This window comes from Bradyrhizobium sp. WSM2254, from assembly GCF_000472645.1.
GTDB classification, from domain to species: domain Bacteria; phylum Pseudomonadota; class Alphaproteobacteria; order Rhizobiales; family Xanthobacteraceae; genus Bradyrhizobium; species Bradyrhizobium niftali.
This window is the reverse complement of sequence record NZ_AXAB01000030.1, coordinates 37,334-63,764: the sequence shown is the minus strand read 5'-3', so window position 1 is coordinate 63,764 and position 26,431 is coordinate 37,334. Positions and strand designations below refer to the sequence as shown.

Below are 26,431 nucleotides of genomic sequence, written 5' to 3'. Positions count from 1 at the left end.
CCGGCCTCACAGCGTAAGGTTCTCGGACGGCAGGCCCAGTGCCACGCGTCCATAATTGGTCCCAGCCGCATCGAAATTGAATGCGAGATGCGAGTTGATCGCGTGCGCATCGCGGAACTGCCGCTGCAACACGCCCGCCGTGAAGAGGCCGCGCGCCCCGCTCGCCGCAAATAGCATTGAGACCGCGTCGGTACATAGATTGACCGAGAACGCACCGTCACGTCGGTACCTGGTCTTGGTCGCTATGTCCGGAATATGGCCGCGTCGTGCGTCCTCCATGGCATCGATACAGGCCGAACGCATGGTCCGACGCGCGGCATCGATCTTTGCCGAGGCCTCCGCGATCTTGATCTGGGTGCTTTGGAAGTCGCTCAGCTTGGCGCGGTTGTAGGTGGAAATGCGATGACGGACGACCTCGATATAGTCGTTCAGGCACGCCTGCGCATTGCCCAGCGCGACGCCGGACAGGACGTAAGGAAACAGCGAGAACACGGGTAGCGCATACAACGGATTGGGATTGACCTTGCTTCCAGGCGCCCGGCCGCCGGCAAGCTCTCCGACGGCAACCGTCATATGGTCGGCCACGAAGGCCTCCCTGACTTCCACGTCGCAAGACCCCGTACCGCGCAATCCGGCGACATTCCAGGTGTCGAGTACCTTGTAGTCGTGTTTCGGAAGCAAAAAGATCCGATACTCGATGCCGTCTGCTTCATCATCAGAGGAGACCACGCTTGCAAGCATGTTCCATTCGCAGGACGCAACGCCCGAGGAGAATGGCCAGCTTCCGTGCAGTTTGTATCCGCCCTCCACCCTCGTGGCGCGGCCCGCAGGAAAGATGAATGAGGATGCGATCAGCGCATCCGGATCACGGCCCCAGACCAGATCCTGCGCCTTTTTCTCGAACATGCCGAGCATCCAGTGATGGCTCGCCAGATTGGCGAGATTCCAGGCGGCGGACGCGTCCGCTTGTCCGAGCAGATCGGCGCAATCAATCAGGGCGACATAGTCGAGCTCGGCACCGCCAATGCGCTTGGGCTGGAGCATCCGGAACAGGCCGGCGTCGTGCAGATCCCGTTCAGTCTCGGGCGGAAGGAAGCGCAGCTCTTCGGTTCGGGCTGCCCGCTCTCGCAGTCGTGGCACGAGCGCCCGAGCCTTCGCGATCATTGCCGCATAGGCGCGTTCGCCGGATTCCGGCCCCTCAGGCTGGCCCACGCTCGGGTCTTGACCAGGCGCCATTCGCATCCCTCGCTTTCCCACATTTATGCGGCGGGAACCTCGCCAAATCAAGCCGATGCAATGCTAGCACCGCGTCTTCGCCCTGACCCCGGGCTGCTTGAAAAGGATGCGACGCCGCAAACGGCCGCATCGCGAAGCAGAGGTCGGCGCGCCGCGACGCCCGCCCCTCAAGGTTAACCATCCGGGCTCAAACCGCGGGCTTGCCTGATCCAAAGACGCCCCTTTGGGTGAGCTCCGCGATCCGGCGCTGGTCGTAACCTAGCGTGTCACGTAAGACGTTCTCGGTATGCTCGCCTAACAGGGGCGCTGCAACGGGATCGATCGCGCCCGTCAGGCTCATGGTAATCGGGGTTTCGATGTTGGGGACCCAGTCCGCCGTAGGATGCGGAATCCGGCTCAACCGATGGCGGTCGCGGGCCTCGGGTGCGTTAAAGCCCTCCTCGACGGTGCGGAGATAGCCGACCGGAATATTGGCCAGCTTCATTTTCGCCATCCAGTTCTCAAGAGTATCGCTTGCAAAGACCTCCGCAATAGCCGCCCGCAAGAGCTCCTTGTTCTCGGAGCGCGCTTTGCGCGTCGCAAATTGCGGATCGGTAATGAGATCGGGCCGGTTCAGCACCTCGACCACCAGCCGGCGATAGAGCCGGTCGTTGGCGCAGGCCATGTAAAGCGGTCCATCGGAGGCCTCGTAGACGCCGACAGTGGGAGACCCGCTCGGCGAATTGCCGAACCGTCCGGGGTTCTCACCGTTGATCAGATAGGCCATGCCGTAGAAGCTCGTCATCGCCATGGCGATGTCGAACAGGGCCACCTCGACGTGCTGGCCACGGCCCAGCCGATCGCGCGCCAGCAGAGCCAGAAGGATAGCGTTACAGGCCGTCATTCCCGTCGCGATATCCACGATGGGCGGGCCGGTGCGGACTGGAGGACCGTCGGCAAATCCGTTGAGGGACATGAAGCCGCTTTCCGCCTGCGTGATCGGATCAAAACCGGGACGAGAGGCGAAAGGTCCGGTGCGCCCGTAGGCCGAGATCGAGCAATAGACCAGCCGCGGATTGAGCGGCGCGACCGCTTCGTAGTCGAGGCCGAATTTCTTCATGACCCCGCTCGAGAAATTCTCGACGACCACGTCGGCGTTGCGGATCAGATCCAGCGCGATCTCGCGGGCTTCGGGCACGGCGAGATCGAGCGCGATACCGCGCTTGTTGCGGTTCAGGCTGAGATAAGCGGCGCTCTCGCCGCCGGTTTCGGCGTGTTCATACGCGCGCGTGTCGTCGCCGCCGTCCGGGTTCTCGATCTTGATGACACGCGCGCCGAAATCGGCGAGCGTCTGTGTGCAGGCCGGGCCGGCAACCACGCGGGTGAAATCGACGACCAGCAGACCATCGAGCGCCGTAGGCCCTCCCGTGACTCGCGACGAACGTTCCGGCAATTGAGGCTTGGTGGACATCGATGCTGCTCCGTTACATCGGCTTATGGTCGCCGAATTTCCTGCAGGAGCAAACTTAAAGCCCGGCGCCACCAACTCCGCAAGTGCTTCAGCCACATCGTCTGAAAACGCAAAAAAGGGCCCGGCAGCCGTCAAGCTGCCGGGCCTCTCGACATCTATCTTGGGCGTGCAAGGCTGCACCGGGTCTCGCGCGACCCGTTCTACGCCGCGAACACCGCGTTCCGCATCACGGGAAACGCCGGCGCCCCCAACTCAGCGCAGGCGTTTTCGCCAATAAAGCGTATGCGACCAGGCCCAGGGTACCTCGGGCTCATAGAGCCGATAGCCAGCCTGGATGAAGTTATTGGCAGATACCGGGTTGTCAGTCGTATCCGAGACGATGCTGTCCCATTACGCGTCCTTCGGCACCGTCAGCCACGGCCCAACCGGCCGATGCGCGCCGCAGGGCCCGCCCCCGGATGGCCTCACTCCTCCGCCAGCTTCCGCTCGATATAAGCGTCCACCGTCTCCGCGAACGAGCGTTGCACGCCAACCGCGAGGTCGTGCTGGTCGAGCGCATCGCGCTGGAGCACGCGCAGGCCGCGGCCGCGGGCGCTGACCGGCGCCGTGTTGAGATATTGATCGATGGCGCCCTTGGCGATCGGGATGGCCTTGGGGTCTCCCCTCGCGATCAAAAGGCGCAAAAGGCTCTGGCATTCGGCCAAGCCGGGCATGGGATCACCGCCTTCAGCCCTGCCGCGATTTCGGCTTCGGCCGCTTGACCGGCTGGGTGTGAGTACCGAACAGCGCCAGCAGGAACGCGACTTCTTCCTTCGAACCGATCTGGATCATGATTGTCTCCTTTTCGCTTGGTTGGTCGAGGCCGGCGGAAAAGGAGTTCAGGACAATCGGGTTTCAGGATTGTTTCAGGCGTGTTTCGTCGGGGGTTGTCGCGTTGCAGATGGCCGCGTGGAGCATCGGACCAACTGATGCGATGGGCCAATTGCAGACAAACTTTGTTGAGGAGCCTTCGTGAAGCTCATCAATAATCAGCGCCGAGGTCATGCGCTACAGCAGCTACCGACCGCCTCGCCACGCAGTTAGGCGCGGAATCCAACGCGGTACATTGATGCAGAACGCTTCGTATTCCGCGCCGAATGACCCTTTTAGCGTCGGCTCTTCGTAGCCCACGACAAAAAGGTGGAAGGCGCCCCAGAGGACTGCGCCGTAGGCGAACAGCCGCCAATCGCCGAACAGGAGCGCCTGGCCGAAAATGACGGCGGCGACCGCCACGTAGATTGGATTGCGCACATAGCGATAGAGGCCCGTAACGACGAGGTGTTGGGTCGGGGCGATCGGCGCCGGCGTGCCGAGCCCCTGCAGCGCGAAACGCGCGAATGAATCCACGAGCCCGGCTACGCCGGCAAGAATTAGCGCGGCGCCGACGAAGCGCGTGAGCTCGACGCCGAGAAACGGCAACCTGAACTCCCAGCGTGAAATCCACCACGGGACCACCCCAGCCAGCACGCAGGGCGCGAAGACGAAGAAGATGGCGGTGCCGATGACGGCAGCAGTTCTTGGCATAGGCACGATCCGTTCCCCGCAATTTTAACACACCGCACCGGGAGCGCGTCAGGTCCGCCTTGGGTCAAACTGAGAAGTCCGGGCGCTCAGCCGGCAGGTCGGCTTTGCCCCCAACGCCAGACAAACCGCTGCATCGGACCAACTGACGCGATGGACCAGAAGCCGACATCGCAACGACGCAAGCGGCCGGCATAGGATTGGCTACCGTGTCAATGGCGACTCATCGTCGGATGCGTTGCCGGTACAGGAATGCTGTGCTACAACCCGTAGCTGTCGGGACGGCTGTTCCGTCCCGGATTTGGGAGGTACCTTATGAGATTGTCATTTGGTTTCGCCGTGCCGTCAGTCGTCGCTACCTTGTCAACGGTCTTGCTGTGCAGCACAAGCGGCACCGCGATGTCGCAACCCACACCAAACTCCTCGATTCCCGCCGTCTCGGTCGAAGCGCCGAAGGCAAGATCGACCGTTGTGCCGCGGCAGGGGCCAACAACCGTAACCTCCCACCGGGCAACCGGCTCTTCAACCGCTCAAACGCCGGTGTTCGCGCCGAATACAGTCTTGGGGAAGATTGCCAAGCTGGAGCGTTCCGCCAGCACCTGCAACGGTGGCTGCGAAACAAGTTACAGGGTCGGCAACGCGCCCTGGGTTGGATGCAGTCATAGCAGCGAAATTTATATCGGAAATTTCTCGTCGACGTGCCGAGACACGCTCAGCTACAACACCTACGCACAGTGCGTAGATACCAAGGCTCTCCTTGGCGCGACCCCGAGAGAATCTCGGTGGATTTGCAGCAGCCTGCTAGCCGCAGGCAAGTTGCCCGGCGAAAGGCAAGTCGCCGAAGGCCGCCGCTAGTCCACGCAGCCCGCTGGCTATTTCAGAAAGAGGGATCGGATAGCATGGCTCGAAGGTCTCGAGCCATGCGGAATGCCCGCTTCGTCACCGAAATCGAGACTCACTCGATCGTCCCGTCGGCACGAGAGAGCAGCATCGGCGGCATTTCGACACCCAGCATTTTGGCTGTCTTGAGATTGACGACCAGCTCAAACTTAGTCGGCTGCTCAACGGGCACGTCAGTCACTTTTGCGCCCCTCAATAGCTTTGCGACCTGACGCGCGCATTGGTCGAAGACCTGGCTGAGGCGGGGACCGTAACCCATCAGCCCGCCTTCTTCCGCCTGCTCGGGCCACTGCAGAATGGCGGGCAGGCGGCGCAGGGCCAGCCGATCGCGGATCAGGTACTGGAATTTCGATGACAGGATCGGCGATGCCAAGAGGTTGACGGCCTCGACCTCTGCGGCCCTCATGGAGTCGATCACACGGATGAGATCTTCCTCGGATCGTGCGGCAAACGGAACGATCTCGATGCCGAACCTCTTGGCGGCACTTTCGAGAGCGCTCATGTTTGGTATCGGCAGGCGGTCGGCGAGGACGGCTATTCGCCGGGCATTGGGCAGTGCTTCATGCAGCAGCTCCAATCGCTTGGCGTCGAGCTGGAACGCAAAGATGGCAACACCAGTGGTGTTACCTTCGGGATGCGGCATGGAGGCGACGAGATTGCTGCCAAGCAAGTCGTCCGCGATCACCACGATTGGAATGCGTTGCGTTGCTTTCTGTGCCGCACGCCCTGCTTCGGCCCCGACCGCCACCAGGACATTTGGATTTGCCGCGGTTAGTTCAACGGCCATACTGGCGTAGGAGACGGCAGCCACGCCTTCGCCACGGCCGTCTATCTCAAGGTTGCTGCCTCTGACAAAGCCGGCTCTGCCCAGCTCATCGAAGAAGCTGGGGAATACCGGCCCCAATGTCGCAACGCGGTACTGCCGGCCAGACCGCTGTGCCCGGGCTTCGAGCGGCAATGCCGCAGCGCCAGCAATCAGCGTGATGAACTCGCGCCGCTTCATGGAGCCTCCGGGAGGATCTGACCCGGTTTCAGCCTAGCACATTGGAGGCGAGGTGTCGGCTACGGCTCAAGAGCCGGCGTCGTAGTCGCAGCGGCTAAAGTCCGCAAGGGTCGGAATCGGCCATGTGGGGCCCTCCAGGCTGATGCCCTCCCACGAGGGCGCAACCGGGATGGCGCTCTCACTGCCTCTGGATGATGTTGGGCGATTTGCTTGGCTGCGGTGGCGACGCTTCCTGGACCTGCGCAAGGTAGGCCTTGTCGTAATACTCCAAGGCGAGGATATGCATGGCCCTTGCTTTTTCCGTGTCGGATTCTGCCAGTGCCATCCGGGACGCAATTTCGGCTTGCTTCAAATAGTACTCAGCGGTCGGCACGATGGTTTCTCTCCAAACGACGCCCCCTAACGCACAGAATTGCAACTTGTTCCCGGGATAGATTCAAATTTCCGGGGCGGGCTTACCTAATCTGTTCAGGGTCAAAAGCCGGCGTCGCAATCGCAGCGGCTAAAATCCGCGGCCATGCCGGGGCTCACTGGAAATGCCCGATGCTGCCATCATGCCAGTGTTTTGCCCGACGGAGCAACTTTATTCAAATGCAGCAAATCGGATTTGGCGGAATGAAATCTGTTCGCGCCAGGATGGGACATGCCCTCCCACGAGGGTGCAACCGGAAAGGTTCGGAGAGAACGCCGATGTACTACGTCGCCGCCGCATTGCTGGGGTTGTCGGGACTGTTCTACTCCGCGAGCCATCACGAGCTCGGCCAGTTCGGCGCGGACGTGTGCCGCTACGGCGGTGCGTTCTGCGACAATCCAGTGGTCGTCTTCACCGGCGCGGCGCTGGCCGCGGCCTGGGGCATGTTCGTCAGCATCAAGTAGCCGGACGCGTAGCTCACGTCTCGTTGTTCTCATAGCGCTCGCGCACGATGCTGTCGGCGAGATGCCGCTCGGTGCGGCTGCGGTGGCGGTTGCGCAGCACGCCATAGATCAGCGCCACCAGCAGGACGAAGGCGCCGATGAAGAAGACTGCTTCCAGGCCCATGATACCCTCCGGCTATGTCAGCTACACCGCGAGCTCCTTGCGGACGGCCGCGGCCGCATTGCCGACCTTGTCGACGGCCTTTTGCAGCTCCTCCTTCGAGACGCCGAGCGCATGGGTCCAGTATTTGACCTCGAAGGCCTCGTCCATGTTGATCTTGCTGCGGTCCGGCTGCTCGCGCTTCGTCAGATTGTCCATCGACCAATTCCTCGCTTCCTGAAAACGGGAAACGTCGTCATCGGCACGCCGTTCCTAAATCCGGCCGGCGGCTTACGCCTCCAGCTTGCCGGGTCTCGCGGCGGCCGCTTCTTTGACGAGGGCCGAGATCGAATTGCCTGATTTCCGAAGGACATCGGCGAACTGATCGGGCGACAGCTTGAGGCGGACGGCACGACGCCGGCCATCGCAGGAACTTTGCTGCCATGAACGCGCTTAAGACCTGGATTCTTAAGACTTGGATTCTTAAGACCTGGATTCGCAATTCCGGAAGGTCCGTCCTGAAACACCGCCCCGCCGAGAACGACAGCGCCGACGCACCGACGAAGTCCGGGCCGACGCTGCTGCAACGACTGGGCCCCGGCCTCGTCACCGGGGCGGCGGACGACGATCCCTCCGGCATCGCCACCTATTCGCAGGCCGGCGCGCAATTCGGCTACGGGCTGCTCTGGACCGTTTTTCTGACCACGCCGTTCATGATCGCCATTCAACTCGTCAGCGCGCAGATCGGCCGGGTCACCGGAAAAGGGCTTGCCGCCAACGTGATGCGGATCGCGCCGCGCTGGGCGGTGCTGGCGCTCGTCGGCCTCCTCGTCACCGCGAACACCTTCAACATCGCCGCCGACATCGCCGCGATGGCCGAGGCGCTCTCGCTCGTCATCGGCGGCCTCAACCACGAGCACGCGCTGATCTTCGCGGCGGGCTCCACCCTGCTCCAGGTGTTCCTGCCCTATCGCCGCTATTCGCCGGTGCTGAAATTCCTCACTTTGGCGCTGTTCGCCTATGTCGCAACCGCCTTCACCGTGGAGATCCCGTGGAGCACGGCGCTGCTCGCGGCGGTGTGGCCGAAGGCGAATGTCAGCGCCGACTATTTCATGATGGTGGTCGCCGTGCTCGGCACCACCATCAGCCCCTATCTGTTCTTCTGGCAGGCCTCGCAGGAAGTCGAGGAGATGAACCAGGGCAAGCGCGACAAGCCGCTGCGCGAGGAGACGCGGCGCGGCGGCGATCCCGAGCTCGCGCGCATCAAGGCCGACACCACGCTCGGCATGCTGCTGTCGAACGGCATCGCCTTCTTCATCATCCTGACCACGGCCTCGGTGCTGAACGCCAACGGCGTCACGCGCATCAGTTCGGCGACCGAAGCCGCCGAGGCGCTGCGGCCGCTCGCCGGCGACTTCACCTTCGCTTTGTTCGCGCTCGGCATCATCGGCACGGGCCTGCTCGCGATCCCGGTGCTGGCGGGCTCGGCCGCTTACGGGGTCGCGGAGATTTTCGGCTGGCGCGCCACGCTCGAGGCGAAGCCCGAGAAGGCGGTCGGCTTCTACACCATCATCGCGGCCGCGACCGCGATCGGCTTCGGCCTCGGCTTCACCGGCATCGACTCGATCCACATGCTGGTCTGGAGCGCTGTGCTCAACGGCATCGTCGCCGTTCCGATCATGGCGATGATGATGCTGATCGTCTCGAGCCGCACGATCATGGGCCGTTTCAGGGCCCGGTCGTGGCTGGTCGCGCTGGGCTGGCTCGGTACCGCACTGATGGCGCTGGCCGTCCTCGCTCTGCTCGGCTCGTCGGCGATGGGCTGACTAACCTTGCAACCATGCTGCCGAAATCTGCGATGCGACGACGAAGGCCGCAAACACGGCCGGCACGCTGATGAACCGCAAGAACTGGTCTGTCGAAAGCAGATCATAGCTGTCCCCACCTGCTGCGGACTTCACGCCGGTCCGTGGTTGGCTTAACAGTTGGCCAGGGTCGGGCCGCGATTGGCCACAAGAAAAGAAGCCCCGACCAGACGACAGGGAGCGACATGACCAAATCATCAAAAGCAACAAGCCTCGAAATCCTCGCCTGCGATGCCGGCTGGAGAAACTACCACTTCGTCAAGCTGACGACCGACGACGGCGTCGTCGGCTGGAGCGAGTTCGATGAAGGCTTTGGCTCACCCGGTGTTGGCGCGGCGATCCAGCGCCTGTCCACCCGCATCATCGGGCAGAATATCTTCCGGCATGAGCGCATCTACGCCGAGCTGTTCGCCGCCACGCGCCCCGCCGCCGGCGGGGTGGTGGCGCAAGCGCTCGGGGCGATCGAGAACGCGCTGCTCGATGCCAAGGCGAAGTCTCTCGGCGTGCCCTGTTATGAGCTGCTCGGCGGCAAAATCCGTGACCGCGTCCGGGTGTATTGGTCGCATTGCGCGACGTGGCGGATCAATCATCCGTCCTGGTACAAGCCGCCGATCGAAAGCCTCGACGGCGTCAAGGCGATGGGCCGCGAGGTGCGCGAGAAGAAGTTCACCGCGCTCAAGACCAACATCTTCTTCTACGACGACGGCAAGCCGACCGGCTGGCGGCCCGGCTTCGGCTCGCCCTTCGCACCCGAGATCAACGTCGACCGCAAGATCCTGCGCGACCTGCGCATGCATCTGGAAGCGATCCGCGACGGCGCGGGCCCCGACGTCGACATCCTGCTCGACTGCAACTTCAACGCCAAGACCGAGGGTTACCTGAAGATCCTGCGCACCATCGCGGACCTCGACATGTTCTGGGTCGAGATCGATAGTTTCAATCCGGAGGCGCTCGGCTACATCCGCAGGCAGAGCCCGCATCCGATCTCATCCTGCGAGACCCTGCTGGGCCTGCGCGAATTCCTGCCCTATTTCCATGAGCAGGCGATGGACGTCGCGATCATCGACACGCCCTGGAACGGCGTCTGGCAGTCGATGAAGATCGCAGCCGCCGCAGAAGCGTTCGAGGTCAACGTCGCCCCGCACAACTTCTATGGCCATCTCTGCTCGATGATGAACGCGCATTTCTGCGCGGTCGTTCCGAACCTGCGCATCATGGAGATCGACGTCGATCGCCTGTCCTGGGACCGCGAACTGTTCACGCACGAGCCGGAAATCCAGAATGGCCATCTGATCATTCCGGATCGACCCGGCTGGGGCACCGAGCCGAACGAGGAGGCGCTACGCGCGCATCCGCCGAAGATGAGCGGAGGGCTTCTCAACTATGGTCGCAAGAGCTGACTAGAACTACGGCGTCACGGGATTGACGGTCGGGGACGTCTTCGGCCCCGGCCGCTCCGGCTCGACCGGCGATTTCGGTTCGGTGGGAAGCACCTTGGCGCCGGCGGCATGTGCCGCCTCGCCTGTGGTTGCATGCATCGCGACATGGGCCGGCTGCGCCTTGGCCCGGCTCCACGGCCCATGATCCACGATCAACATCGCAGCAATCGTCAAGGCGGCCACGATCAACGCAATCACGCCGGGATGACGAAGCGCCGTGGACATGGAGTTAGCGAAGCGATCAGCTACCATCGAAGGATCCGTGCTTTTTTCCTCTCGCAGGTTAATTCAATGACGTCCCGCGAGTTCCCTCTTCGCCGAAGCAAGTTCCAAGCCAGCGCAGGGAACCTCGCCCCCCGCCCCCGTTCACTTTTTGACGTCGGGACGCGCATCGCCGACAAACCTGTCGCGGTTCGGCATCTTCACGGCTGCAAGCGATTTCGCGTCGAGCGTCGCGTCCGCTCCCACCAGCCCGTTCAGGTTCAAGACATAGGCGGAGACCGCATAGACATCCTCATCGCTCAGCGACTGCGGCGCGTTCTGCGGCATGGCGCGACGGACATAATCGAACAGCGTCGGCGCATAAGGCCAATAGCTGCCGACAGTGCGAATGGGCTTGGCCGTTCCGATCGTGCCTTGCCCGCCGGCAAGCCGATCACCCAAGCCGCCCTCGCCTTTCTCGCCGTGACACGAGGCACATTGCTCGGCGAACACTTCACGGCCACGGCTGACTGAACCGCTCCCCTTCGGCAGATTGCTGCCGTCGCGCCCGATATCGATATTCCAACCCGCGATCTCGGCGGGCGTCGCCGGCCGACCGATGCCATAAGGGCTTTGCGCCTGCGCTCCGCTCCCAAAGGCACACAGCACGATTGCTAATGCGATGCCGCAAATCTCACGCCGGCGCATTGGTCACCTCGCCGTCCGCCGCGATGCGCCAGGGCCAGATCGCATTGTTGTGATAGAAATAATTCTCGCCGCGCACTGCGAGCAGTTCGGCCAGCGTCGGCTGCACATAGCCGGTCTCGTCAATGGCGCGGCTCTGGATCACAGCGGGCTTGCCGTCCCATTGCCACGGCAAGCGAAAGCGTGTCAGGGCACGCGTCAGCACCGGCTCTTGCAATCGCGCGTCCTGCCAGCTCCTCCCGTCGTCGACGGACACCTCGACGCGGGCGATCTTGCCGTGCCCGCTCCAGGCGATGCCGGTGACCTCGTGGAAGCCGGGCGCGCTCAGGCGCTGACCGCCGGATGGACGGGTGATGATCGACTTCGCTTCCATGTAGAAGGAGAACTCCCGCGCCGTGCCGTCGGGCAGGAGATCGGTGTATTTCGAAGTCTCCTCGCGCGAATACACGGGCTCGGCAGTCACATGCAGGCGGCGCAGCCATTTCACGCTCATGTTGCCTTCGAAGCCCGGCAGGAACAGCCGCAGCGGATACCCTTGCTGCGGACGCAGCCGCTCGCCGTTCTGGCTGTAGACCAGCATGGCGTCCTCGAGGCATTTCTCGATCGGAATGCTGCGCGTCAGCGCGGCCGCGTCAGCGCCCTCGGCAACCACCCATCTGGCCCCCGGCTTCAACCCCGCCTCCTGAAGCACCAGCTTCAGGCTGACGCCGGTCCATTCCGCGCAGCTCACCAGGCCGACGAGGTCCGATGCCGTCTTGCCATAGGGTTTGGTGTAACCGGGATTGCCGGAGCATTCGAGAAAGTGGATGCGCGACTCCGACGGGAAGCGCCGCAGATCGTCGATGTTGAAGATCAGGGGCCGTTCGACAAGGCCGTGAAGCATCAGCCGGTGCTGCGCCGGATCAATGGTCGGGACGCCGCCATGATGCCGCTCATAGAACAGCCCGTTCGGCGTGATGATGCCGTCGAGCTCCTGCAAGGGCGTCCGGCTTGACGCCGAGATATATTGCTTGAGAGTCTTCGAGATGTTCTTGACAACGCCCTCCTCGAAGGGCGATGGCGCACCATAGAGCTGGCCTCCCGTCGGCTCGCCCGGCGCCTTCATCCATTCGGGAATGTTGGGAGGAAGGTTATTCGTCTCTTCCCCCGCAGCCGCGCCCGCGCCAAGAACAGCGCCGCTCGCCACTGCGGTGCCGCCTTGCAGGAAGCGCCGGCGTGTTGTTGGCGCAGATTTATCGTCGACGTCGATCGTGCTGCTCATCGCGGATCCTCGGCTGAAGCTCGACCCGCATGAAACCCTCGGCGAACTGCATTTGCAATTCGCAGCTGTTTCAAAAGCAGGCGATTTCGATCATGACTGATCTAAATCCGCCGGCAGTGACAGCAGTTCCCTTCTTTGCAATGCACAAACGGCGCGCGCGTCACTCGCCCGGCGCGATCGCATTGCTTGGCGTCGGCCGGTCGGTAATCTGCTGCCCGAACAGGCTGCCTATCAACTCGACCGCGGTGCGCGCGGTTCGACCACGTTCGTCCAGGAATGGATTGAGTTCAACGATGTCGACCGACCCCACCACGCCGGAATCGTGCAGCAGCTCCATGATCAGATGTGCCTCGCGATAGGTCGCGCCACCCGGCACCGTGGTGCCGACCCCGGGCGCCACGCATGGATCGAGGAAATCGACATCGAAGCTGACATGCAGCACGCCATTGCTCGCCTTGACCCGCTCGATGACACGGCGGATCAGCACGGCGACGCCGAACTCGTCGATCTGGCGCATGTCGACAACCCTGATCCGGCGCGCGCGCATCAACTCCTTCTCGAGCTTGTCGATTGACCGCGCGCCGAACAGATCGAGCCTGTCAGGATCGATCGACGCACGCGGGTCATCGCCGAGCAGGCCATCGAGGCCCGGCTCGCCACACAGAAACGCGGCCGACATGCCATGCATGTTCGCCGTGATCGTCGTCTCCGGCGTATTGTAGTCGGCATGCGCATCGAGCCAAAGCACGAACAGCTCGCGTCCGCGCTCCTGCCAATGGCGCGCCATGGCATTGACCGAGCCCATTGACAGCGTGTGATCGCCGCCGAGGAAGATCGGGAGCGCACCGGTTTTCGCGATCTCATACCCTCTGCCGCTCAGCACGCGTGTCCAGCGCTGGATTTCGCGATAATGATTGGCTTTTTCGGGCGGCCTGTCGGCGAGGTCCCTGACCTCGGCCACGGAGAGATCGCCGTAGTCGACGACCTCGAAGTCCAGGCTCTCGAGCAGCGTCGCAAGGCCGGCGGTGCGCAGCGCCGCCGGGCCCATCAGGGTGCCGCGCTGCGAGGCCCCCATGTCGATGGGCGCGCCGAGCAAGGCGATGCGCCGGGCTCGATCCGGCATGGTCCGATCGGTCACGGCAGCCTCCTGACATCCACAAGGTGGTGCCAGCCTAACAGAGATTCGGACCCGTCGTTTCACGGGTATTTCCGGTGCAAAGACGCCGCGCGAGAAACCGTCCTGGAACAAAATCCCGCGCCCCGCATTTCCCCTGCAAGGCCGGCACCCGCCGTACATCACGGCGCCTGTCGCGGATAGCCAAAGGTCTTCGGACCCGCTAACGAGCGCTCGCGCGGATAGCCAAAGGTGCCGGCCTCATTCACTTCGTCAGGAGCGGAGTTCGCGAATTTGAGCACCGAAATTCCGCAGCCCCCGTCCCAGCCGGGCATGGCCGAGCGCGCCATCGACGCCGCGACCGACGTCTCCCACACGATCGGTGAGGTCGCGGGAGGCTTGCACGCCGCCGTCGACCGCTTGACCCATGTCATCGACGAAGCTCGAAAGCCGGGTAAACCGCTCGCGACGGTCGCCGCAATCACACGTGAAGCGCCGCTCGCGAGCCTGTTCGTCGCCTTCCTGTTCGGCGTTGCCATCGCCCGCCGGCGTTAGCAATCAAAACCCGCGTGACGTGGGCCAGCTAGGCCGCGCTGACGGATTGAGGCTGCGTCAGGAACTGGCGTTCGAAGGCATCCGCGGGCATCGGCCGACCGAAGAAATAGCCCTGCCCTTCCTTGCATCCCATGCTGATGAGGAAATCGGCCGTAGCCCGGTTCTCGATACCCTCGGCCACGACGGTGAGCCCGAGCTGCTTGCTGAGGCCGATGGTCGAACCGACGATCGCGGCATCGTCGGAATCGGCGAGCAGATCGAGCACGAACGACCGGTCGATCTTGAGCCCGTCGAGCGGAAACTTCTTCAGATAGCTGAGGCTGGCGTAGCCGGTGCCGAAATCGTCGAACAGGACGCGGACGCCGAGCTCCTGGATCCGCTTGAACATGTCGAGCACGCGGCCCTCGTCATGGAGGAGGATATCTTCGGTGACCTCGAGCTCGAGCAGCGCCGGCGTCAGCCCCGTCGCGTCGAGCAAGGCCGCGACCGCATGCGCGAGATCGCCGGAGTGCAACTGCGACGGCGAGAGGTTGATCGCGACGCGCACGCTGTTGCCGGACAATTCCCACGCACGCGCCTGCCGGCAGGCCGTCTCCATCACCCAGTTCGCGATCCGCTCGGACAGCGCTGAGGTATTGACCACCGGCATGAACTCCCCGGGGGAGACGTAGCCGCGCACGGGATGCCGCCAACGGATGAGCGCTTCCGCCCCGACCAGGCCGCCGTCGACCAGGCGAACCTGCGGCTGGTAGAACAGTTCGAACTCGCCGTGGTCCGCGGCAAGCGCCAGCTCGCTCTCAAGCGTCAAGCGGTTCTCCAGCTCCTGCCTGATCGCACTCTCGAAGATCACGTGGCTGCCGCGTCGCGTCGCCTTGGCGCGGCTCAGCGCGAGATGGCCGTTGCTCAGGAGGTCGTCCGCGTTGTGTCCACCGTCGGGATAGACGGCGACGCCGATGCTGATCCGCACGCGGTGCTGCCGCGTGCCCGTTGCAAGCGGCGCTTCGAACGCAAGCGCGATCCGCTCGGCGAATTCCACAATCGGCTCGCCAGCCTCCGCACAATCGAGCGCAATGGCGAATTCGTCGCCGCTGAGCCGGGCGACGACCGCTTTGCCATCGGCTTCGGACCGGAGCCGCTCGGCGACGGCCCGCAGCACGAGGTCGCCGGCCGAATGTCCGAGCATGTCGTTGATCTGCTGGAAGCCGTCGAGCCCCAGCACGAGCAGCGCGACGCCGGACGACCGCCGCTCCGCCGCGGAAATCAGACTGGTAAGGCCGGCATGCAGCATGTTGCGGTTGGCAAGACCGGTCAGCGCATCGTGTTCGGCGAGATATCTGACGCGTTCGACCTCACGCTTACGGACCGAAATGTCGCGCAGGATCGCTCCATACTGGAAGCCGTCCGTTCCCTGCCAGCCTGAGAAGCTCGCCTCGACGGGGAAGGTTTCACCATTCTTGCGCCGGCCCTCGAACTCGACGACGACCGCCCCGCCGGGGACGAGGAGCGCCTGGCGCGCGGCATCGCGCATGGACGGCCTTGCGGCGCCGTCCGCCGGCGCGGCGCACAGGGTGTCGAACGAGCGACCGATGATCTCGGCAGGCATATAGCCGAAGATCGCGCTCGCGCCGGGATTCCAGACCGTGATCCGGTGAGCCGCGTCAGTGCAGACGAGACCGTCGCCGAGCGACATGGCGATGCGATGAAAGCGGCTCTCGGCGATGCGTCCCAGGAGACCGCGGAAATCGATCTCGTCCAGCGCGATCGCGGTCAGATAAGCGATGATCGCGATGTGGAGTAGCGATGTGTCGACGACGAAGGGCCATCTTGCCTGCACAAGGGCCGCGGTCAGTTCGACCGCCGCCCCGGCTGCGATGAGGACCGCAACGCGATATCCCGATCCCAAGCGGCGCCACGAATACATCATCAGCAGGCAGATCACACCCAGGCCGAGGATCATGCCGGCATCGGACGTCCAGCGCAGCATCCGGTGCTGGAGGATCGATTCCGCCGCCAGCGCCTGCAGGACGGGCCCCGAGACGATGCCGCCATTTGGAACGCTGAACCGGTCACCCAGTTCGAGCGCAGTCGCGCCGACGATGATCTTCTTGTCTCTCAGCTTGTCGAGTGTGGCAGCATCGCCGTGCAGCACGTCGGCATAGGAGACACGCGGAATGGAGGCTGCTTGAATACTGAAGTCGATAAGGAAGGGGGACCGCCGATTGGCGTCCTGGCCAGCCAGCACGACGGCCATCGACGGCATCAACGCGTCGCCGAGCTTCTCGCCGACCGGATAACGGCGAACGAGCCCGTCGGATTCAACCGCGACATTGACGACGGCGGGCCAAGACTGGTTGCTGAACGGCTTCAGGGGGCGATTGATGTGAGCCGCGCCACCATTGGGCGCCGGCTGCCTGAAGGACGGCAGGATCGTCGAGCCGCCGACCTCTCGAAGCGCCTTGACGAACGCCTCGTCGGAGGCCGGATCCGACGGCGTGCTGAAATCGACATCGAAGGCTACGTCCTGCGCGCCGGCACTTTCGAGTTTGTGCAACAGCTCCGCGTGGAGCCGGCGCGGCCAGGGCCACACCCCGATCTGGTCGATCGAGGGCGCGTCGATGGCCACCACGACGACATTGCCGCTGGCGGCACGCGATTGCCAGGCGAATCGCAGATCGGTGAGCGCGTTGCGAAGCGCACCATGCCATCCCGTGGACAGCACGACCGCCAGCGCGATCACGACAAGAATATGCGGCCGGTAGCGTTTCACCCGATCCTCCTGCACACCCGCTTCGGCGAGTGCGCCCCCTCATCCCCTAGGAAATCGCCTTAGCGTCTGTTGTGACCGTAGGCATTCCCGTGGCCGTGGCTGCTGTTACCGCCGCCATTGTTGCCTTTGCCGTTACCGGTGGCACCGTTGTTGTCGTTACCGTTGTTGTCCTTGCTATTCCCGTTGCTTCCCTTTCCGGCGTTTCCTCCGGACGCATCGCTGGTCGACCCAGCGGTGGTCGCAACGGTCGTCGTCGCACTTGACGACGAGGTGGCCGCCGTTACGGCGGAGCTGCTGGCAGCCGTGGTCGTCGTGCTCGCCTTCGTATCGCTCCAGACCGTCTCGGTACCGGTGCTCGCGTTCGCGTTGCGCACGCGCCCCGGTGCAGTTGCGTCGTGGGCCAGCCCGTGCGTGACCTTATGGACGTTCAGCTTGACCTCGCCGAGCGAGCTCGAGATGCGCACGACACCGGCCCTGGGTGGCTGACCTCCGGCCGTCAGATGCGATGGCTTCAGCGCACCGTTTGCCTTGGTCCCCTTGTCGATCGGACCGAGCGCATGGATCGCATGGCCGCTCGCCGCATTGCGCGGCGCCGACAGTCCCGATTTCGGCACGGGAATTCGCTCGATCGTCGAGGCCCGCGGCTTGCCATGTTCGATCGGGTTGAACGTCCCCGCACCGCTCAGGCTGAGGCCGGGCTTGCCATGCTCAAAGGCAGTGGCCGCTTGTCCGGGCATGACCTGAGCGATCTGTCCCGTCTTGAAGTCGGAGACTTCGACCTGGCCGCGGAGCACGCCGACCCGGGTGCTGCCCGCATTCACGGTGACGCTGAACTGCGTTCCCTTGACCACGGCGGCGAGATAGGGCGTCTCGACCTCGAAATGCTTGACGTTGCGCTTCTCCACCTCGAGCAGGATCGAACCTGCCTGCTGGATGATGGTGGTCGAGAGACCCTCCTTCGTCTCGGCCGGCAAGCCGACCACCGAGTTGGGAGAGATCAGCATCGTTTCCTCGCCACGGACAAGCAGAACGCGCCCGTTACGCCCGGTGCGAATAGTGTCGCCGGGCTTGAGCGCCTCCTGCTGATTCAACGATACCTGCTGCGCGCCGTTGGTGGCGACCCAGACCTCGCCGACGGCTCTGCTGACCGACCAGACGCCATCCTCCGCAGCGAGTGCACCGGAAGCCATTCCCAGGGTCAGCACCGCCGCGAAGGTGCACCGCATTCCACTTGTGCCGAGCATGTCGATCCTCAGTCCGCGTTACAGCCAGACCTGAGGCGTATCCGAAATCACTCAAGAGAGAATTAGCGGGAACTGGCGAGCCGAGCAGCCGCATTAACCAATCATTGACCATAAAAAACTAAGAAAAATCATGCGACTAACGAACCCTTACCCCCTTATGAGAAAATCTCCGTCAAACTACGGAGACGGGTTCGCGGCGCGTGTTGAGAAGCGGTTCCTCCTTACCGCGTTGGTACTGCTGGCACCGATTTTCACGGGAGTTCCGCAATCATTCGCTCAGCAGGCGAACCAGCCGGGTTTTGATCCGCGCCAACCCGAGAAATACTTTGAAAACCAAACCGAGCGGGAAACGCTGAGCCGACCTCCGGTCAAGCTACCGACGGTCGGCCAGCCCAACACCGGCGGCGATACCAAGCCTCAGTTCGTGCTCCGCGGCATCAATGTCACTGGGGCCCACATCGTCTCCCGTGATCGCATCGCCGCGGTCTATCAGCCTTATCTCCGCAAGAAGGTCTCACAGGCGGACCTCGCCGCGATCGCCGGCGCGATCAGCGACCTTTACCGTGCCGATGGATTCCATCTGAGCAGGGCCGTCGTGCCGCCGCAGGACATTGCCGACGGCATGGTCCGGATCCAGGTGATCGAGGGCGCCATCGTGCAGGCTGAACTGAAAGGCGACGGTGCCGAGCAGTTCGGCGTGAGGCCGATGCTCGGGCCGGTTCTGGCCGAGCAGCCGTCGCGCCTGGCAACGCTCGAACGCCAGCTTTTCCTCATCAACGGCAGGCCGGGCGTCCGGATCACCGATACCGCGTTGGAGGAGATCGGCGGTGCGACCGGCCGCTTCCGCCTCACCGTCTATTTGAAGACCTGGCACGTGTTCACATCGTTCGGCCTGGACAATCTCGGCTCGTCCTCGGTCGGCCCTTGGCAGACCTATGCGACCGGCGCGTTCAATTCCTACCTCACGCCTGGCGACACGCTGGCGGTCAACCTGTCGACCATTGCCAACGATCCGCGCCAGCTCGGCTTCGCACGGCTGTCCTACGACGCGCCTGTCGGCGTCGACGGCGTGCGCCTTGGCGCGTCCGTCCTCTACAGCGCGGTCCGACCGGGCGATGCCCGCCGCCTCGACAGCGACATCACGACGACCGAAGCTTTCGAGGTACGGGCAAGCACCGTGCCCTTCATGTCGCAATCGTCGGCACTGACACTTACGGTGGCTGGGGCCTTCAGCAACGTGTCCGAGCATGATCTTTACGGCCCCTGGTACAACGACCACATCCGGACCGCGAGCCTGACCGCCGACTACCGGCTCCAGGACCGCTTCGGCGGCACCAATTTCGCAACGCTGACCTACCGTCAGGGCCTCGACGTCTTCGGCGCATCGCATTTCGACGACGATCTGTTGTCGCGCGACGGTGCCTCATCGAACTTCTCGGTGCTGAACCTCTGGTTCACGCGCTACCAGACGCTCAACGGCGCATGGTCGCTCAAGCTCGCGGCGGCGAGCCAGACGGCATCGCGGCCGCTGTTCACCTCGCAGCAGTTCTATCTCGGCGGCGCGGCCTTCGGCCGGGGCTACGGCGCAGCCGAGATCAGCGGCGACAACGGTCTTGCCGGCTCGCTCGAGTTGCGCTTCGACCAGAAGCTCAATTTCCGCTACTGGACCGGCTACCAGCTCTACGCCTTCGGCGACGCCGGCGCAGTCTGGAACGACGGCTACCGGCTGAGGGACGGCCTGTCGCTGACATCGGCCGGAGTCGGCGCGCGGTTCTTTCTGTGGGACGATCTCCAGGCCGATCTCGGGGTTGCCGTCCCCTTGAGCTACCGGGCGCCGGACAACGAGCGCCGCAGCCCGCGTTTCCTGTTCACGCTGTCGAGCGCATTCCGGCTCTGCCCCGAACGCGGCAGGAGCGGCTGCCTCTAGCTGCAAACCCCTCATGCCGCGTACCCGGCATGCGGCCCTTTTGCGGCCTTGCTCATAGACTTGCCTAAATTTAATCCCGTAACCTGGTCACGATCGCTCGATCCGGGGGCTTCCAATGACCATTTTCAGTCGAATGTGATTGGGACGGAACCATGAAGAGGGTGTTTGCAATTCTGGCGTTTCTTTGCGTCCTCGGCGTCGGCGAATATTTCGTCGTCAGCCGGTTCGCGATCCGCCATGAGGTTTGGACCCTGTTCGACGCCTCGCGCCAGCGGCCAATCTCGGTCGACATCGCGGTGCGGCGCGATTACGAGACCAAGGCCAATCTCGGTCTCTGGAAGCTGCCGCTCGCCATCATCAGCAACGGCAATACCGTCAGGGCCACCGAGTATTCCTTCCTCGCCAACGGGCTCGCGGCGCGGGGTTATCTCGTCGCCAGCATCCAGCAGGACCTGCCCAGCGATCCGCCGCTAATGACCCATGTCGGCCAGCAATTTGTCGGCCGGCGCGAAGTCTATATCCGCTGCGAGGCCAACATCCTCTTCACCTTGGGCGAACTGAAGAGGCGGCAGGAGAACGCCGACTACGACCACATCACCCTCGTCGGTCATTCCAACGGCGGCGACGTGTCCATGTATGTCGCCCATCAGCACCCGGAGCTGGTGTCGAAAGTGATCACACTCGACAATCTTCGGGTGCCTTTCGTGCTCAGCGACAACTTGAAGATCCTGTCGTTCCGCTCGAAGGATCCGCATTTCCTGACCGACCCGGGCGTGCTGCCGACGCCGGAAGAGGCCAAGGCGCGCGGCATCGACATCGTCCACACCGGTGCGCAGCACACCGAGATGAGCGATCGCGGACCCGACGCGGTCAAGGAGAAGATCCAGGCGACGCTCGACCGCTTCCTGCGTGACAGCGCCAGCAGCGCGCTCGCGCCGGCCGAAACGAAAAGTCCGATGATCATGAACCCCGGCGACTATTAGTTAGCCGGGGACGCCTTGCGGCAGATCAAGGCGGCTCCGGGCCAGCCACGATAGACACGGTCTCACAATCTCGGAGAGGCACGTGTCGCACTACATCGAAAGCCTTGATACGAAACGGCTGGGCCTGCCCGCGACAAGGACGCCCGGATTCGTGCGGCATCTCTATCGTTCGGCCCGCAGGCTGCTGCGGTCGATCATTGCCCGCATCGATCTCTCCCAATTTCCGGGATCATGCTGCGGATGAGCACGGTGGCCGCAAGCGAACGCATGAGGGTTGCCCGATGCACCAGCATTTGAGACGAATTTGCCTGCTGCTTGCCGTGGCCTCGAGTTCCTCATCCGCTCTCGCCGCCGATGCCGGTCACGGTGCCGACCTGGCCAAGCGCTGGTGCGCAAGTTGCCATGTCGTGGCCAATGGCCAGGCGGAAGCCAGCGCCGACGTCCCTTCCTTCGCATCCGTTGCGCGACGGCCGGACTTCAGTCCGGAGAAGCTCGCCTTCTTCCTGCTCGACCCGCATCCGAAGATGCCGAGCTTTCCCTTGAGCCGGACCGAAGCCGGCGACATCGCGGCCTATATCGGATCGCTGCGTCCATAGAGCGCCGGCCAATCGCGAAACTTGTCACAAAATGCAAATCCCTGCCGGAGGACCGACAGGGATCAGCAGAAAGGATGATGGACGGCGAATGAGAAACCATTCGGTGGCCCATCATGGACCTGCGCCAGCATCGAAATCCGGATCTCCATGCTGCGCAAGATCAATTTGTAGGCACGCAGCGCACAGACCGGGAATCAGGATTTGCCCTTGCCCGGCTGCATGAGACTGCCGGTCATCTGGCGCATGTGGTCTCCGGCGCTGGTGAACTGGCTGCGCAGGAAGTCGGACTGGATTCGCATCGCTTCCTGAAGGTCGGTGGCATGAACGAGCTTGCGCGCATGCTCGAACGCCGACTTCATGTTCTGCTCGGTGAAAGCGAGCGCCTGCTTCGACACTTCCGTCCCTGCTCCGGGAACCGATGACATCGATTTGGTGGCGGCATCGAAAAACATGCCGAATGCCTGTTCCGCCTGGTCGATCGTCTTCTCGGCCAAGTCGCGCAGTTCGGCCGGAACTTCGAGCTTCGGTTCGATCATGGTCGCACTCCTCCCTTTTTCTTAGCTGAATACCACACTTGCCGGACCGCATTCCAGCGGCGAACCCGGGGGCAAACGTCCCCCGGCGATCCGGCTTGGGCAGGAAAACGAAGGAAAAGGCGTTAGGACGTGCGCCCGGCTCAGGACAGGGGGTGTTCGGAAAGGGCTTCTTCGGTGGCGAGGTCTTCAACGAGCTTGATGACCTCGAAGCGCTGGCGAGGCGCGAGCTTCAAAAAAGCGCGGAGCAGGCGCAGGCTTTCGACCGTGCCGCTCGCAGGCGCGCCGAGCTTGAGGTGCAGTTCAGCGGCGAAATTGAGGTTCTTCATCTCGCACCCATGACAAGCATCGGCCTTCCTGATCGTCCCACTCGAGAGCCGAACACCATAACCGGGTGCCATGGAGAGGACGAACTCTCGGCTGCGGGCCCCGGCGGGTTAGCACGCTCAGGCTCAACCGAACAGGTTGTAGTTATGCCAAGAAACAACCCTTCCGGCAAGCCCGACCAACGGCTTAGCGATGCTTCGTCTGCATCGCACCACCGCGATTCCGGATAACAGGAATATGGACCGCCGTCACCCACCTGCGTCAAGAAGCGGCATCAGTCACGCACACGGCCCTGATTGCTGTCAACCAGCACAGCATTTCGCCTTGTTTCCGGCATGAATGGGCATTGATGCAGGCAATCTAACGCTTCTTCAGCGTATACACGTAATTGTTGAGTCCCACCTCGGCGGTTGTATCGTCGACGAAATGAACGTCGATCTCGCAACCGGTCTCCAAAGTCCTGATCGGGGCGCCCGCGAAGCCGAGCGAGGCGGCAAGCGCCTTGGGATCGGCCTTCTTGTCGGCACGTTGCATCTCGTCGAATGCGCCCTGGAAGATCATGTCGGGGCCATAATCCGTTACCTTGTACTGCGGCCTGGCGCAGGCAAAGGGGCGCGGCCCCGAGATTTCCTTCGCCTTCAGGACGACTGTCTTGCCCATCAGCCGCGCCCGCTCCGTGTCGTCAGGCTTGCGTTGCGCATCGGCCCATGGCGCGACCACGGCAGCCGCAAATGTCCAGCTTCCGATGTAGAAGGGATCTGCCGCCGCGGCGGTGCCTGCGGTACCGGCAGACACAAGAAGGCAAACAATGCGGGCGAATTTCATCTGACGTATCCCCTCGAGCCTTCTTGGACTCGCCTCTTCGCATCAAGGTTCATCGCTCCCGACATGTTGCCGCCGATGAACCATCGTTCAAGATCGGACGACCAAGCGTTGCGATACGGCCACGCAGATCACGGGCGCCATGGCTGACGGACTCAACCGATTCGGGCGCGCGTCAGCACCAAAGGACGACGGCATGCTTTCTCGCTGCGATCTCATCAAGGGCGCCGCGGTTGCGCTCTTCACCCTCTCGATACAAGGCGCATGGGCGCAGGAGACCAAGATGAATCTGTTCAAGATCGTCACCATCAAGGACGAAATCGTCGTCGGACTGTCGGCGGAGGAGCTTCAGGCGCTCGGCGGCAATGACGCGAGCGCGGTTGCGCACGCGCTGGCGCAGAAGGGTGACCTCACCGTCTGGCAATACAACGTGCATCGCGGCCCGAACGGCGAATTGCAGCAGGCACCGACCGCCAGGATCGGGCTTTTGGCCAACGCCTCGCTGCGTGTCGAGCCCTACACGACGCCTTACCAGATTGTACCGCATCCGTAAGCAGCAGACCGGCACGCCGGCGGCCGAGACCGCCGGCGGGCCGCAATCATCTGCGCTGGTCTGCACGCTGCGTCCCCGCCTCCGTCGCAAAGCCGTAGATCAGTGCCAGCCGGTCCAGGCATTCGCGAAACCGCCGCGCAAAATAGTCGTTCCAGCGCTGCGTACGGACGGCGCGACGCTGCCCGATCTGATCCATGGTCAGCCCCAGCACCAGCACGTCGTGCACCAGCGCGGCGCCGTCGGTGCCGAGTTCGCGCTCGATCCGGTTCAGCCGCAGCACCGCCTGTCGCTGGCTCTCGGTGACGGGCTCGCGCGTGCGGGCGCCATCGACATATTCGCGGGTTGGGTCCATCGCCTGAGGGCCCCGCTCCGCCCGCTCCCAATCGTTCTGGAAGGCGCGCCCGCCGCGATATTGTGCCTCGTCGATCTGGTGGTGCGAGTGCAGGCGGCCGAGCGGATCGCTACGGATCGACCGGATTGCCATGATCTTCTCGCCGGGATCGAGCGCCAGCGGATTGTCGATCTCGACCTCCGCCACTTCCGCATTGAATGGCACCTCGCGCGACCGCCGGTCGTAGATCTGTGCCAGTTTGTAGGATCTGTTGCGTCGGACACGTCCCACTCGGATACTCCTTGCAAGATTGACGATTGAACGGGCGAGCGCACTTTCAGGCGGCGGAGACCAGCCTCAGCACGACGGGACCCGCGACACGGGCGGACGCAGCCCCGGAGCGGCGCGTCAGGCGCGCATGCGGCGCGCAATAGCTGGAGGCCGGCTGGCGCGGGTGGCCGCAGAAGGCGAGCTCCTCCCCGTCCTTGTCACCTCCATAGGGGTAACGGCAGTCGGCCGGCGCAAGATCGACCAGCTGGACGAGACGCGGCTGAACGCCGACACAGCGCAACTTGGCCCGCGCGGGCTTCAGTGCAGACTTCGGCGGCAGATTTAACGCCGGCCGGCGCGGCGAAAGCAGACCGGTCTCGCCCGGCAGCGACGGCACGATCGACGGGCTCGTCACCCGTTCCGGCGCAACGAGCCCGAGCCGCTTGGCGCGGCCAGCCACTGCGCTGCGCGTATAAGCCGTTCCAAACCTTGCGTTAATCCGTCTTCCGATCTCCGCATAAGATATTCCCTTGAGAAAATTGTCGCGAAGCGCGTCGGAGTGCTCCGACGGCCAATGACCCGGTTCCATGCTGCTGTCCTGTGATGCACCTCCTCCGATCGCACGACCGGGAGGCGAGACACACATTCCGGTATTCCGAAGCGAGAGTCAAGCCGTAATTCTGATATTCATAATTGCATCAATTCCGAATTTCGGATTACAAGAGGCGAGACGATGGGCAATCGAGGGAATCACCATGTTGGACGTTGCAATGATCGAGCGGGGCCTGGAGAAGACGGGCAAAAGCAAGGGGGGCCTGGCGGCAGCGATGGGCGTGCGCCCCGGCGCGGTCTCGGAGATTCTTGGTGGCGAGCGCCTTGTGAAGGCCTCGGAGATCATTCCGATCATGGAGTATCTCGAGCTCAACCTCGCGCCGATCATGGGGCGCGTGGGTGCCGGCGCCGTGATCGAGCCGGACTATGAGCAGGTTCCTCCGGAGGGTCTCGGCGACATCGCGCTGCCCTTCCCGATCATGGAAGAGACGATTGCATTCGAGATCGTCGGCGATTCGATGCTGCCCAAATACGAGAGCGGCGACGTGATCGTGGTCTACAAGGACCAGCGTCATCCGCTGTCGAGCTTCTACGGCGAAGAGGCCGTGGTCCGGCTCAAGACCGGCGAACGCTATTTGAAGACCATCGAGCGGGGCAAATCCCCCTCCGTCGTCAATCTCACCAGCTTCAACGCCAAGCCGATCGTCGGCGTCAAGCTCGACTGGGTCGGGGAGATCTGCCTCTCCATGCCCAAGGGTCAGCTCGAGCGGCTGCGCGCCAAGTCGGCGCGCCCCCGCAAGAAGGGCAAATAGGTCGCCGATTTCCGATTTTTGGAAATCGAACTTGACTTAATTCTGTTTTTCGGAAATACTCTGCCGCGCTCCCGACCGCTGGGGCGCGGCAGGATCGTCTCCATGCAGTATTTCGTCGTGATGATCGACTACGGGCGGCGCGGCCGCGAGGCCGTCGTCGATCCTGAAATCACGAGGCGCGAGGTCATCGCCCGCGTTGCCTCGGGTGAATACCGGAACATCTCGTTCATCCACGAGATCGCGGAGAGCTCGGTCGAGGACGTCACCGAGGCCATCCTGACCGAAGCCGCCCTTCCCCACATTGCGCCTGAAGATGTCGACCTCCAGGCGATCGGACTCGATCACGTCCGCGACCTGCGCAAGCACGAACGGACGTGACGCAGGCCCGGGCGGTCTGCGTCAGCGTCCGG

At 63.3% G+C, this 26,431-nt stretch carries 30 protein-coding genes and 1 pseudogene; 11 read left to right on the top strand and 20 right to left on the bottom strand.

What is annotated here, in order from left to right:
- Positions 1-6: 6 nt before the first annotated feature.
- The 7 genes and pseudogenes from A3M7_RS0122500 to A3M7_RS49795 all read right to left on the bottom strand — a co-directional run bounded on the left by A3M7_RS0122500 (position 7) and on the right by A3M7_RS49795 (position 6,522).
- Positions 7-1,236 carry an acyl-CoA dehydrogenase family protein gene (locus tag A3M7_RS0122500; protein ID WP_027545909.1) on the bottom strand — a complete coding sequence of 410 codons (1,230 nt, stop codon included), beginning with the start codon at positions 1,234-1,236 and terminating at the stop codon, positions 7-9.
- A gap of 187 nt (positions 1,237-1,423) precedes the next feature.
- A complete protein-coding gene (locus tag A3M7_RS0122495; RefSeq protein WP_027545908.1) occupies positions 1,424-2,686 on the bottom strand; it encodes a CaiB/BaiF CoA-transferase family protein in 1,263 nt (420 codons plus the stop codon).
- A 252-nt stretch (positions 2,687-2,938) separates the two neighbouring features.
- A pseudogene (locus tag A3M7_RS50625) lies at positions 2,939-3,076 on the bottom strand (GNAT family N-acetyltransferase); the annotation flags it as partial.
- 74 nt (positions 3,077-3,150) lie between these two features.
- Entirely contained in the window at positions 3,151-3,399 is a 249-nt protein-coding gene (locus A3M7_RS0122490) for a hypothetical protein (RefSeq protein ID WP_027545907.1), read from the bottom strand.
- Between the two features lie 343 nt (positions 3,400-3,742).
- Positions 3,743-4,249 carry an isoprenylcysteine carboxylmethyltransferase family protein gene (locus A3M7_RS0122475; protein WP_027545905.1) on the bottom strand — a complete coding sequence of 169 codons (507 nt, stop codon included), beginning with the start codon at positions 4,247-4,249 and terminating at the stop codon, positions 3,743-3,745.
- A gap of 952 nt (positions 4,250-5,201) precedes the next feature.
- Complete coding sequence (locus A3M7_RS0122470) at positions 5,202-6,149, bottom strand: ABC transporter substrate-binding protein (protein ID WP_027545904.1); 948 nt, start codon at positions 6,147-6,149, stop codon at positions 5,202-5,204.
- Positions 6,150-6,327: 178 nt separating this feature from the next.
- Positions 6,328-6,522, bottom strand: a complete 195-nt coding sequence (locus A3M7_RS49795; protein WP_198033800.1) for a hypothetical protein — start codon at positions 6,520-6,522, stop codon at positions 6,328-6,330.
- 317 nt (positions 6,523-6,839) lie between these two features.
- Here A3M7_RS49795 and A3M7_RS0122460 point away from each other — a divergent pair, with 317 nt between their 5' ends.
- Positions 6,840-7,025 carry a hypothetical protein gene (locus tag A3M7_RS0122460; RefSeq protein WP_027545902.1) on the top strand — a complete coding sequence of 62 codons (186 nt, stop codon included), beginning with the start codon at positions 6,840-6,842 and terminating at the stop codon, positions 7,023-7,025.
- 13 nt (positions 7,026-7,038) lie between these two features.
- Here the strand turns inward: A3M7_RS0122460 and A3M7_RS48790 are convergent, their stop codons facing one another.
- Both A3M7_RS48790 and A3M7_RS47010 read right to left on the bottom strand, forming a co-directional pair.
- Entirely contained in the window at positions 7,039-7,188 is a 150-nt protein-coding gene (locus A3M7_RS48790) for a hypothetical protein (RefSeq protein ID WP_156936964.1), read from the bottom strand.
- A 21-nt stretch (positions 7,189-7,209) separates the two neighbouring features.
- Complete coding sequence (locus A3M7_RS47010; protein ID WP_084302392.1) at positions 7,210-7,383, bottom strand: DUF3606 domain-containing protein; 174 nt, start codon at positions 7,381-7,383, stop codon at positions 7,210-7,212.
- Positions 7,384-7,607: 224 nt separating this feature from the next.
- Here A3M7_RS47010 and A3M7_RS0122445 point away from each other — a divergent pair, with 224 nt between their 5' ends.
- Together A3M7_RS0122445 and A3M7_RS0122435 are read left to right on the top strand one after the other, a co-directional pair.
- On the top strand, positions 7,608-8,990 hold the full coding sequence (locus A3M7_RS0122445) for an NRAMP family divalent metal transporter (RefSeq protein ID WP_084302391.1): 1,383 nt from the start codon (positions 7,608-7,610) through the stop codon (positions 8,988-8,990).
- A gap of 224 nt (positions 8,991-9,214) precedes the next feature.
- Positions 9,215-10,429, top strand: coding sequence for a mandelate racemase/muconate lactonizing enzyme family protein (locus tag A3M7_RS0122435; RefSeq protein ID WP_027545900.1), 1,215 nt, complete (start codon positions 9,215-9,217; stop codon positions 10,427-10,429).
- A gap of 6 nt (positions 10,430-10,435) precedes the next feature.
- Here the strand turns inward: A3M7_RS0122435 and A3M7_RS0122430 are convergent, their stop codons facing one another.
- From A3M7_RS0122430 to rocF, 4 genes are all read right to left on the bottom strand, one after another.
- Positions 10,436-10,720, bottom strand: coding sequence for a hypothetical protein (locus tag A3M7_RS0122430; RefSeq protein ID WP_027545899.1), 285 nt, complete (start codon positions 10,718-10,720; stop codon positions 10,436-10,438).
- Positions 10,721-10,834: 114 nt separating this feature from the next.
- Complete coding sequence (locus A3M7_RS0122425) at positions 10,835-11,377, bottom strand: c-type cytochrome (RefSeq protein WP_027545898.1); 543 nt, start codon at positions 11,375-11,377, stop codon at positions 10,835-10,837.
- On the bottom strand, positions 11,364-12,635 hold the full coding sequence (gene soxC / locus A3M7_RS0122420; protein ID WP_027545897.1) for a sulfite dehydrogenase: 1,272 nt from the start codon (positions 12,633-12,635) through the stop codon (positions 11,364-11,366). The genes A3M7_RS0122425 and soxC overlap by 14 nt, the downstream gene beginning before the upstream one ends.
- Before the next feature lie 160 nt (positions 12,636-12,795).
- A complete protein-coding gene (rocF, locus tag A3M7_RS0122415) occupies positions 12,796-13,773 on the bottom strand; it encodes an arginase (protein WP_027545896.1) in 978 nt (325 codons plus the stop codon).
- Positions 13,774-14,043: 270 nt separating this feature from the next.
- Between rocF and A3M7_RS0122405 the strand changes: the two genes are divergently transcribed.
- Complete coding sequence (locus A3M7_RS0122405; protein WP_027545895.1) at positions 14,044-14,304, top strand: hypothetical protein; 261 nt, start codon at positions 14,044-14,046, stop codon at positions 14,302-14,304.
- A gap of 28 nt (positions 14,305-14,332) precedes the next feature.
- On the opposite strand, the gene A3M7_RS0122400 is transcribed toward A3M7_RS0122405, so the two are convergent.
- Together A3M7_RS0122400 and A3M7_RS0122395 are read right to left on the bottom strand one after the other, a co-directional pair.
- A complete protein-coding gene (locus A3M7_RS0122400) occupies positions 14,333-17,071 on the bottom strand; it encodes an EAL domain-containing protein (protein ID WP_027545894.1) in 2,739 nt (912 codons plus the stop codon).
- Between the two features lie 59 nt (positions 17,072-17,130).
- Positions 17,131-18,315 carry a FecR domain-containing protein gene (locus A3M7_RS0122395; RefSeq protein WP_027545893.1) on the bottom strand — a complete coding sequence of 395 codons (1,185 nt, stop codon included), beginning with the start codon at positions 18,313-18,315 and terminating at the stop codon, positions 17,131-17,133.
- Positions 18,316-18,445: 130 nt separating this feature from the next.
- On the opposite strand from A3M7_RS0122395, the gene A3M7_RS0122390 reads away from it, so the two are divergent.
- The 4 genes from A3M7_RS0122390 to A3M7_RS0122380 all read left to right on the top strand — a co-directional run bounded on the left by A3M7_RS0122390 (position 18,446) and on the right by A3M7_RS0122380 (position 21,821).
- Complete coding sequence (locus A3M7_RS0122390; protein ID WP_027545892.1) at positions 18,446-20,242, top strand: ShlB/FhaC/HecB family hemolysin secretion/activation protein; 1,797 nt, start codon at positions 18,446-18,448, stop codon at positions 20,240-20,242.
- Between the two features lie 152 nt (positions 20,243-20,394).
- A complete protein-coding gene (locus tag A3M7_RS0122385) occupies positions 20,395-21,225 on the top strand; it encodes an alpha/beta fold hydrolase (RefSeq protein WP_027545891.1) in 831 nt (276 codons plus the stop codon).
- Positions 21,226-21,307: 82 nt separating this feature from the next.
- Positions 21,308-21,469 carry a hypothetical protein gene (locus tag A3M7_RS48785; protein WP_156936963.1) on the top strand — a complete coding sequence of 54 codons (162 nt, stop codon included), beginning with the start codon at positions 21,308-21,310 and terminating at the stop codon, positions 21,467-21,469.
- Between the two features lie 37 nt (positions 21,470-21,506).
- Entirely contained in the window at positions 21,507-21,821 is a 315-nt protein-coding gene (locus tag A3M7_RS0122380; RefSeq protein WP_027545890.1) for a cytochrome c, read from the top strand.
- A 194-nt stretch (positions 21,822-22,015) separates the two neighbouring features.
- Here A3M7_RS0122380 and A3M7_RS0122375 read toward each other — a convergent pair whose 3' ends face one another.
- The 3 genes from A3M7_RS0122375 to A3M7_RS0122365 form a co-directional block, all read right to left on the bottom strand.
- On the bottom strand, positions 22,016-22,357 hold the full coding sequence (locus A3M7_RS0122375) for a phasin (protein WP_027545889.1): 342 nt from the start codon (positions 22,355-22,357) through the stop codon (positions 22,016-22,018).
- A gap of 140 nt (positions 22,358-22,497) precedes the next feature.
- A complete protein-coding gene (locus tag A3M7_RS49790) occupies positions 22,498-22,683 on the bottom strand; it encodes a hypothetical protein (RefSeq protein WP_027545888.1) in 186 nt (61 codons plus the stop codon).
- A 358-nt stretch (positions 22,684-23,041) separates the two neighbouring features.
- Positions 23,042-23,506, bottom strand: coding sequence for a hypothetical protein (locus tag A3M7_RS0122365; RefSeq protein ID WP_027545887.1), 465 nt, complete (start codon positions 23,504-23,506; stop codon positions 23,042-23,044).
- Positions 23,507-23,699: 193 nt separating this feature from the next.
- On the opposite strand from A3M7_RS0122365, the gene A3M7_RS0122360 reads away from it, so the two are divergent.
- On the top strand, positions 23,700-24,056 hold the full coding sequence (locus A3M7_RS0122360) for a hypothetical protein (RefSeq protein WP_027545886.1): 357 nt from the start codon (positions 23,700-23,702) through the stop codon (positions 24,054-24,056).
- A gap of 46 nt (positions 24,057-24,102) precedes the next feature.
- Here A3M7_RS0122360 and A3M7_RS0122355 read toward each other — a convergent pair whose 3' ends face one another.
- Together A3M7_RS0122355 and A3M7_RS0122350 are read right to left on the bottom strand one after the other, a co-directional pair.
- Positions 24,103-24,678, bottom strand: coding sequence for a hypothetical protein (locus A3M7_RS0122355; protein WP_027545885.1), 576 nt, complete (start codon positions 24,676-24,678; stop codon positions 24,103-24,105).
- Positions 24,679-24,724: 46 nt separating this feature from the next.
- Positions 24,725-25,246, bottom strand: coding sequence for a GcrA family cell cycle regulator (locus tag A3M7_RS0122350; RefSeq protein WP_027545884.1), 522 nt, complete (start codon positions 25,244-25,246; stop codon positions 24,725-24,727).
- 166 nt (positions 25,247-25,412) lie between these two features.
- On the opposite strand from A3M7_RS0122350, the gene A3M7_RS0122345 reads away from it, so the two are divergent.
- Together A3M7_RS0122345 and A3M7_RS0122340 are read left to right on the top strand one after the other, a co-directional pair.
- Positions 25,413-26,021 (top strand): S24 family peptidase, encoded by a 609-nt coding sequence (locus A3M7_RS0122345; RefSeq protein WP_027545883.1) that lies wholly within the window; start codon positions 25,413-25,415, stop codon positions 26,019-26,021.
- 102 nt (positions 26,022-26,123) lie between these two features.
- Positions 26,124-26,399 carry a hypothetical protein gene (locus A3M7_RS0122340; RefSeq protein ID WP_027545882.1) on the top strand — a complete coding sequence of 92 codons (276 nt, stop codon included), beginning with the start codon at positions 26,124-26,126 and terminating at the stop codon, positions 26,397-26,399.
- Positions 26,400-26,431: the final 32 nt, after the last annotated feature.

Bases quoted from the DNA above. Each gene is read 5' to 3' on its own strand.
- A3M7_RS0122350 (WP_027545884.1), bottom strand. From the start codon at position 25,246: ATGGAACCGGGTCATTGGCCGTCGGAGCACTCCGACGCGCTTCGCGAC.
- A3M7_RS0122445 (WP_084302391.1), top strand. From the start codon at position 7,608: ATGAACGCGCTTAAGACCTGGATTCTTAAGACTTGGATTCTTAAGACC.
- A3M7_RS0122345 (WP_027545883.1), top strand. From the start codon at position 25,413: ATGTTGGACGTTGCAATGATCGAGCGGGGCCTGGAGAAGACGGGCAAA.
- A3M7_RS47010 (WP_084302392.1), bottom strand. From the start codon at position 7,383: ATGGACAATCTGACGAAGCGCGAGCAGCCGGACCGCAGCAAGATCAAC.
- A3M7_RS48790 (WP_156936964.1), bottom strand. From the start codon at position 7,188: ATGGGCCTGGAAGCAGTCTTCTTCATCGGCGCCTTCGTCCTGCTGGTG.
- A3M7_RS0122375 (WP_027545889.1), bottom strand. From the start codon at position 22,357: ATGATCGAACCGAAGCTCGAAGTTCCGGCCGAACTGCGCGACTTGGCC.
- A3M7_RS0122460 (WP_027545902.1), top strand. From the start codon at position 6,840: ATGTACTACGTCGCCGCCGCATTGCTGGGGTTGTCGGGACTGTTCTAC.
- A3M7_RS0122430 (WP_027545899.1), bottom strand. From the start codon at position 10,720: ATGGTAGCTGATCGCTTCGCTAACTCCATGTCCACGGCGCTTCGTCAT.
- A3M7_RS0122500 (WP_027545909.1), bottom strand. From the start codon at position 1,236: ATGGCGCCTGGTCAAGACCCGAGCGTGGGCCAGCCTGAGGGGCCGGAA.
- A3M7_RS0122470 (WP_027545904.1), bottom strand. From the start codon at position 6,149: ATGAAGCGGCGCGAGTTCATCACGCTGATTGCTGGCGCTGCGGCATTG.
- A3M7_RS0122435 (WP_027545900.1), top strand. From the start codon at position 9,215: ATGACCAAATCATCAAAAGCAACAAGCCTCGAAATCCTCGCCTGCGAT.
- A3M7_RS0122360 (WP_027545886.1), top strand. From the start codon at position 23,700: ATGCTTTCTCGCTGCGATCTCATCAAGGGCGCCGCGGTTGCGCTCTTC.
- A3M7_RS0122425 (WP_027545898.1), bottom strand. From the start codon at position 11,377: ATGCGCCGGCGTGAGATTTGCGGCATCGCATTAGCAATCGTGCTGTGT.
- A3M7_RS0122380 (WP_027545890.1), top strand. From the start codon at position 21,507: ATGCACCAGCATTTGAGACGAATTTGCCTGCTGCTTGCCGTGGCCTCG.
- soxC (WP_027545897.1), bottom strand. From the start codon at position 12,635: ATGAGCAGCACGATCGACGTCGACGATAAATCTGCGCCAACAACACGC.
- A3M7_RS0122395 (WP_027545893.1), bottom strand. From the start codon at position 18,315: ATGCTCGGCACAAGTGGAATGCGGTGCACCTTCGCGGCGGTGCTGACC.
- A3M7_RS0122475 (WP_027545905.1), bottom strand. From the start codon at position 4,249: ATGCCAAGAACTGCTGCCGTCATCGGCACCGCCATCTTCTTCGTCTTC.
- A3M7_RS49790 (WP_027545888.1), bottom strand. From the start codon at position 22,683: ATGAAGAACCTCAATTTCGCCGCTGAACTGCACCTCAAGCTCGGCGCG.
- A3M7_RS0122495 (WP_027545908.1), bottom strand. From the start codon at position 2,686: ATGTCCACCAAGCCTCAATTGCCGGAACGTTCGTCGCGAGTCACGGGA.
- A3M7_RS0122340 (WP_027545882.1), top strand. From the start codon at position 26,124: ATGCAGTATTTCGTCGTGATGATCGACTACGGGCGGCGCGGCCGCGAG.
- A3M7_RS0122365 (WP_027545887.1), bottom strand. From the start codon at position 23,506: ATGAAATTCGCCCGCATTGTTTGCCTTCTTGTGTCTGCCGGTACCGCA.
- A3M7_RS0122385 (WP_027545891.1), top strand. From the start codon at position 20,395: ATGAAGAGGGTGTTTGCAATTCTGGCGTTTCTTTGCGTCCTCGGCGTC.
- A3M7_RS0122490 (WP_027545907.1), bottom strand. From the start codon at position 3,399: ATGCCCGGCTTGGCCGAATGCCAGAGCCTTTTGCGCCTTTTGATCGCG.
- A3M7_RS0122390 (WP_027545892.1), top strand. From the start codon at position 18,446: ATGCGACTAACGAACCCTTACCCCCTTATGAGAAAATCTCCGTCAAAC.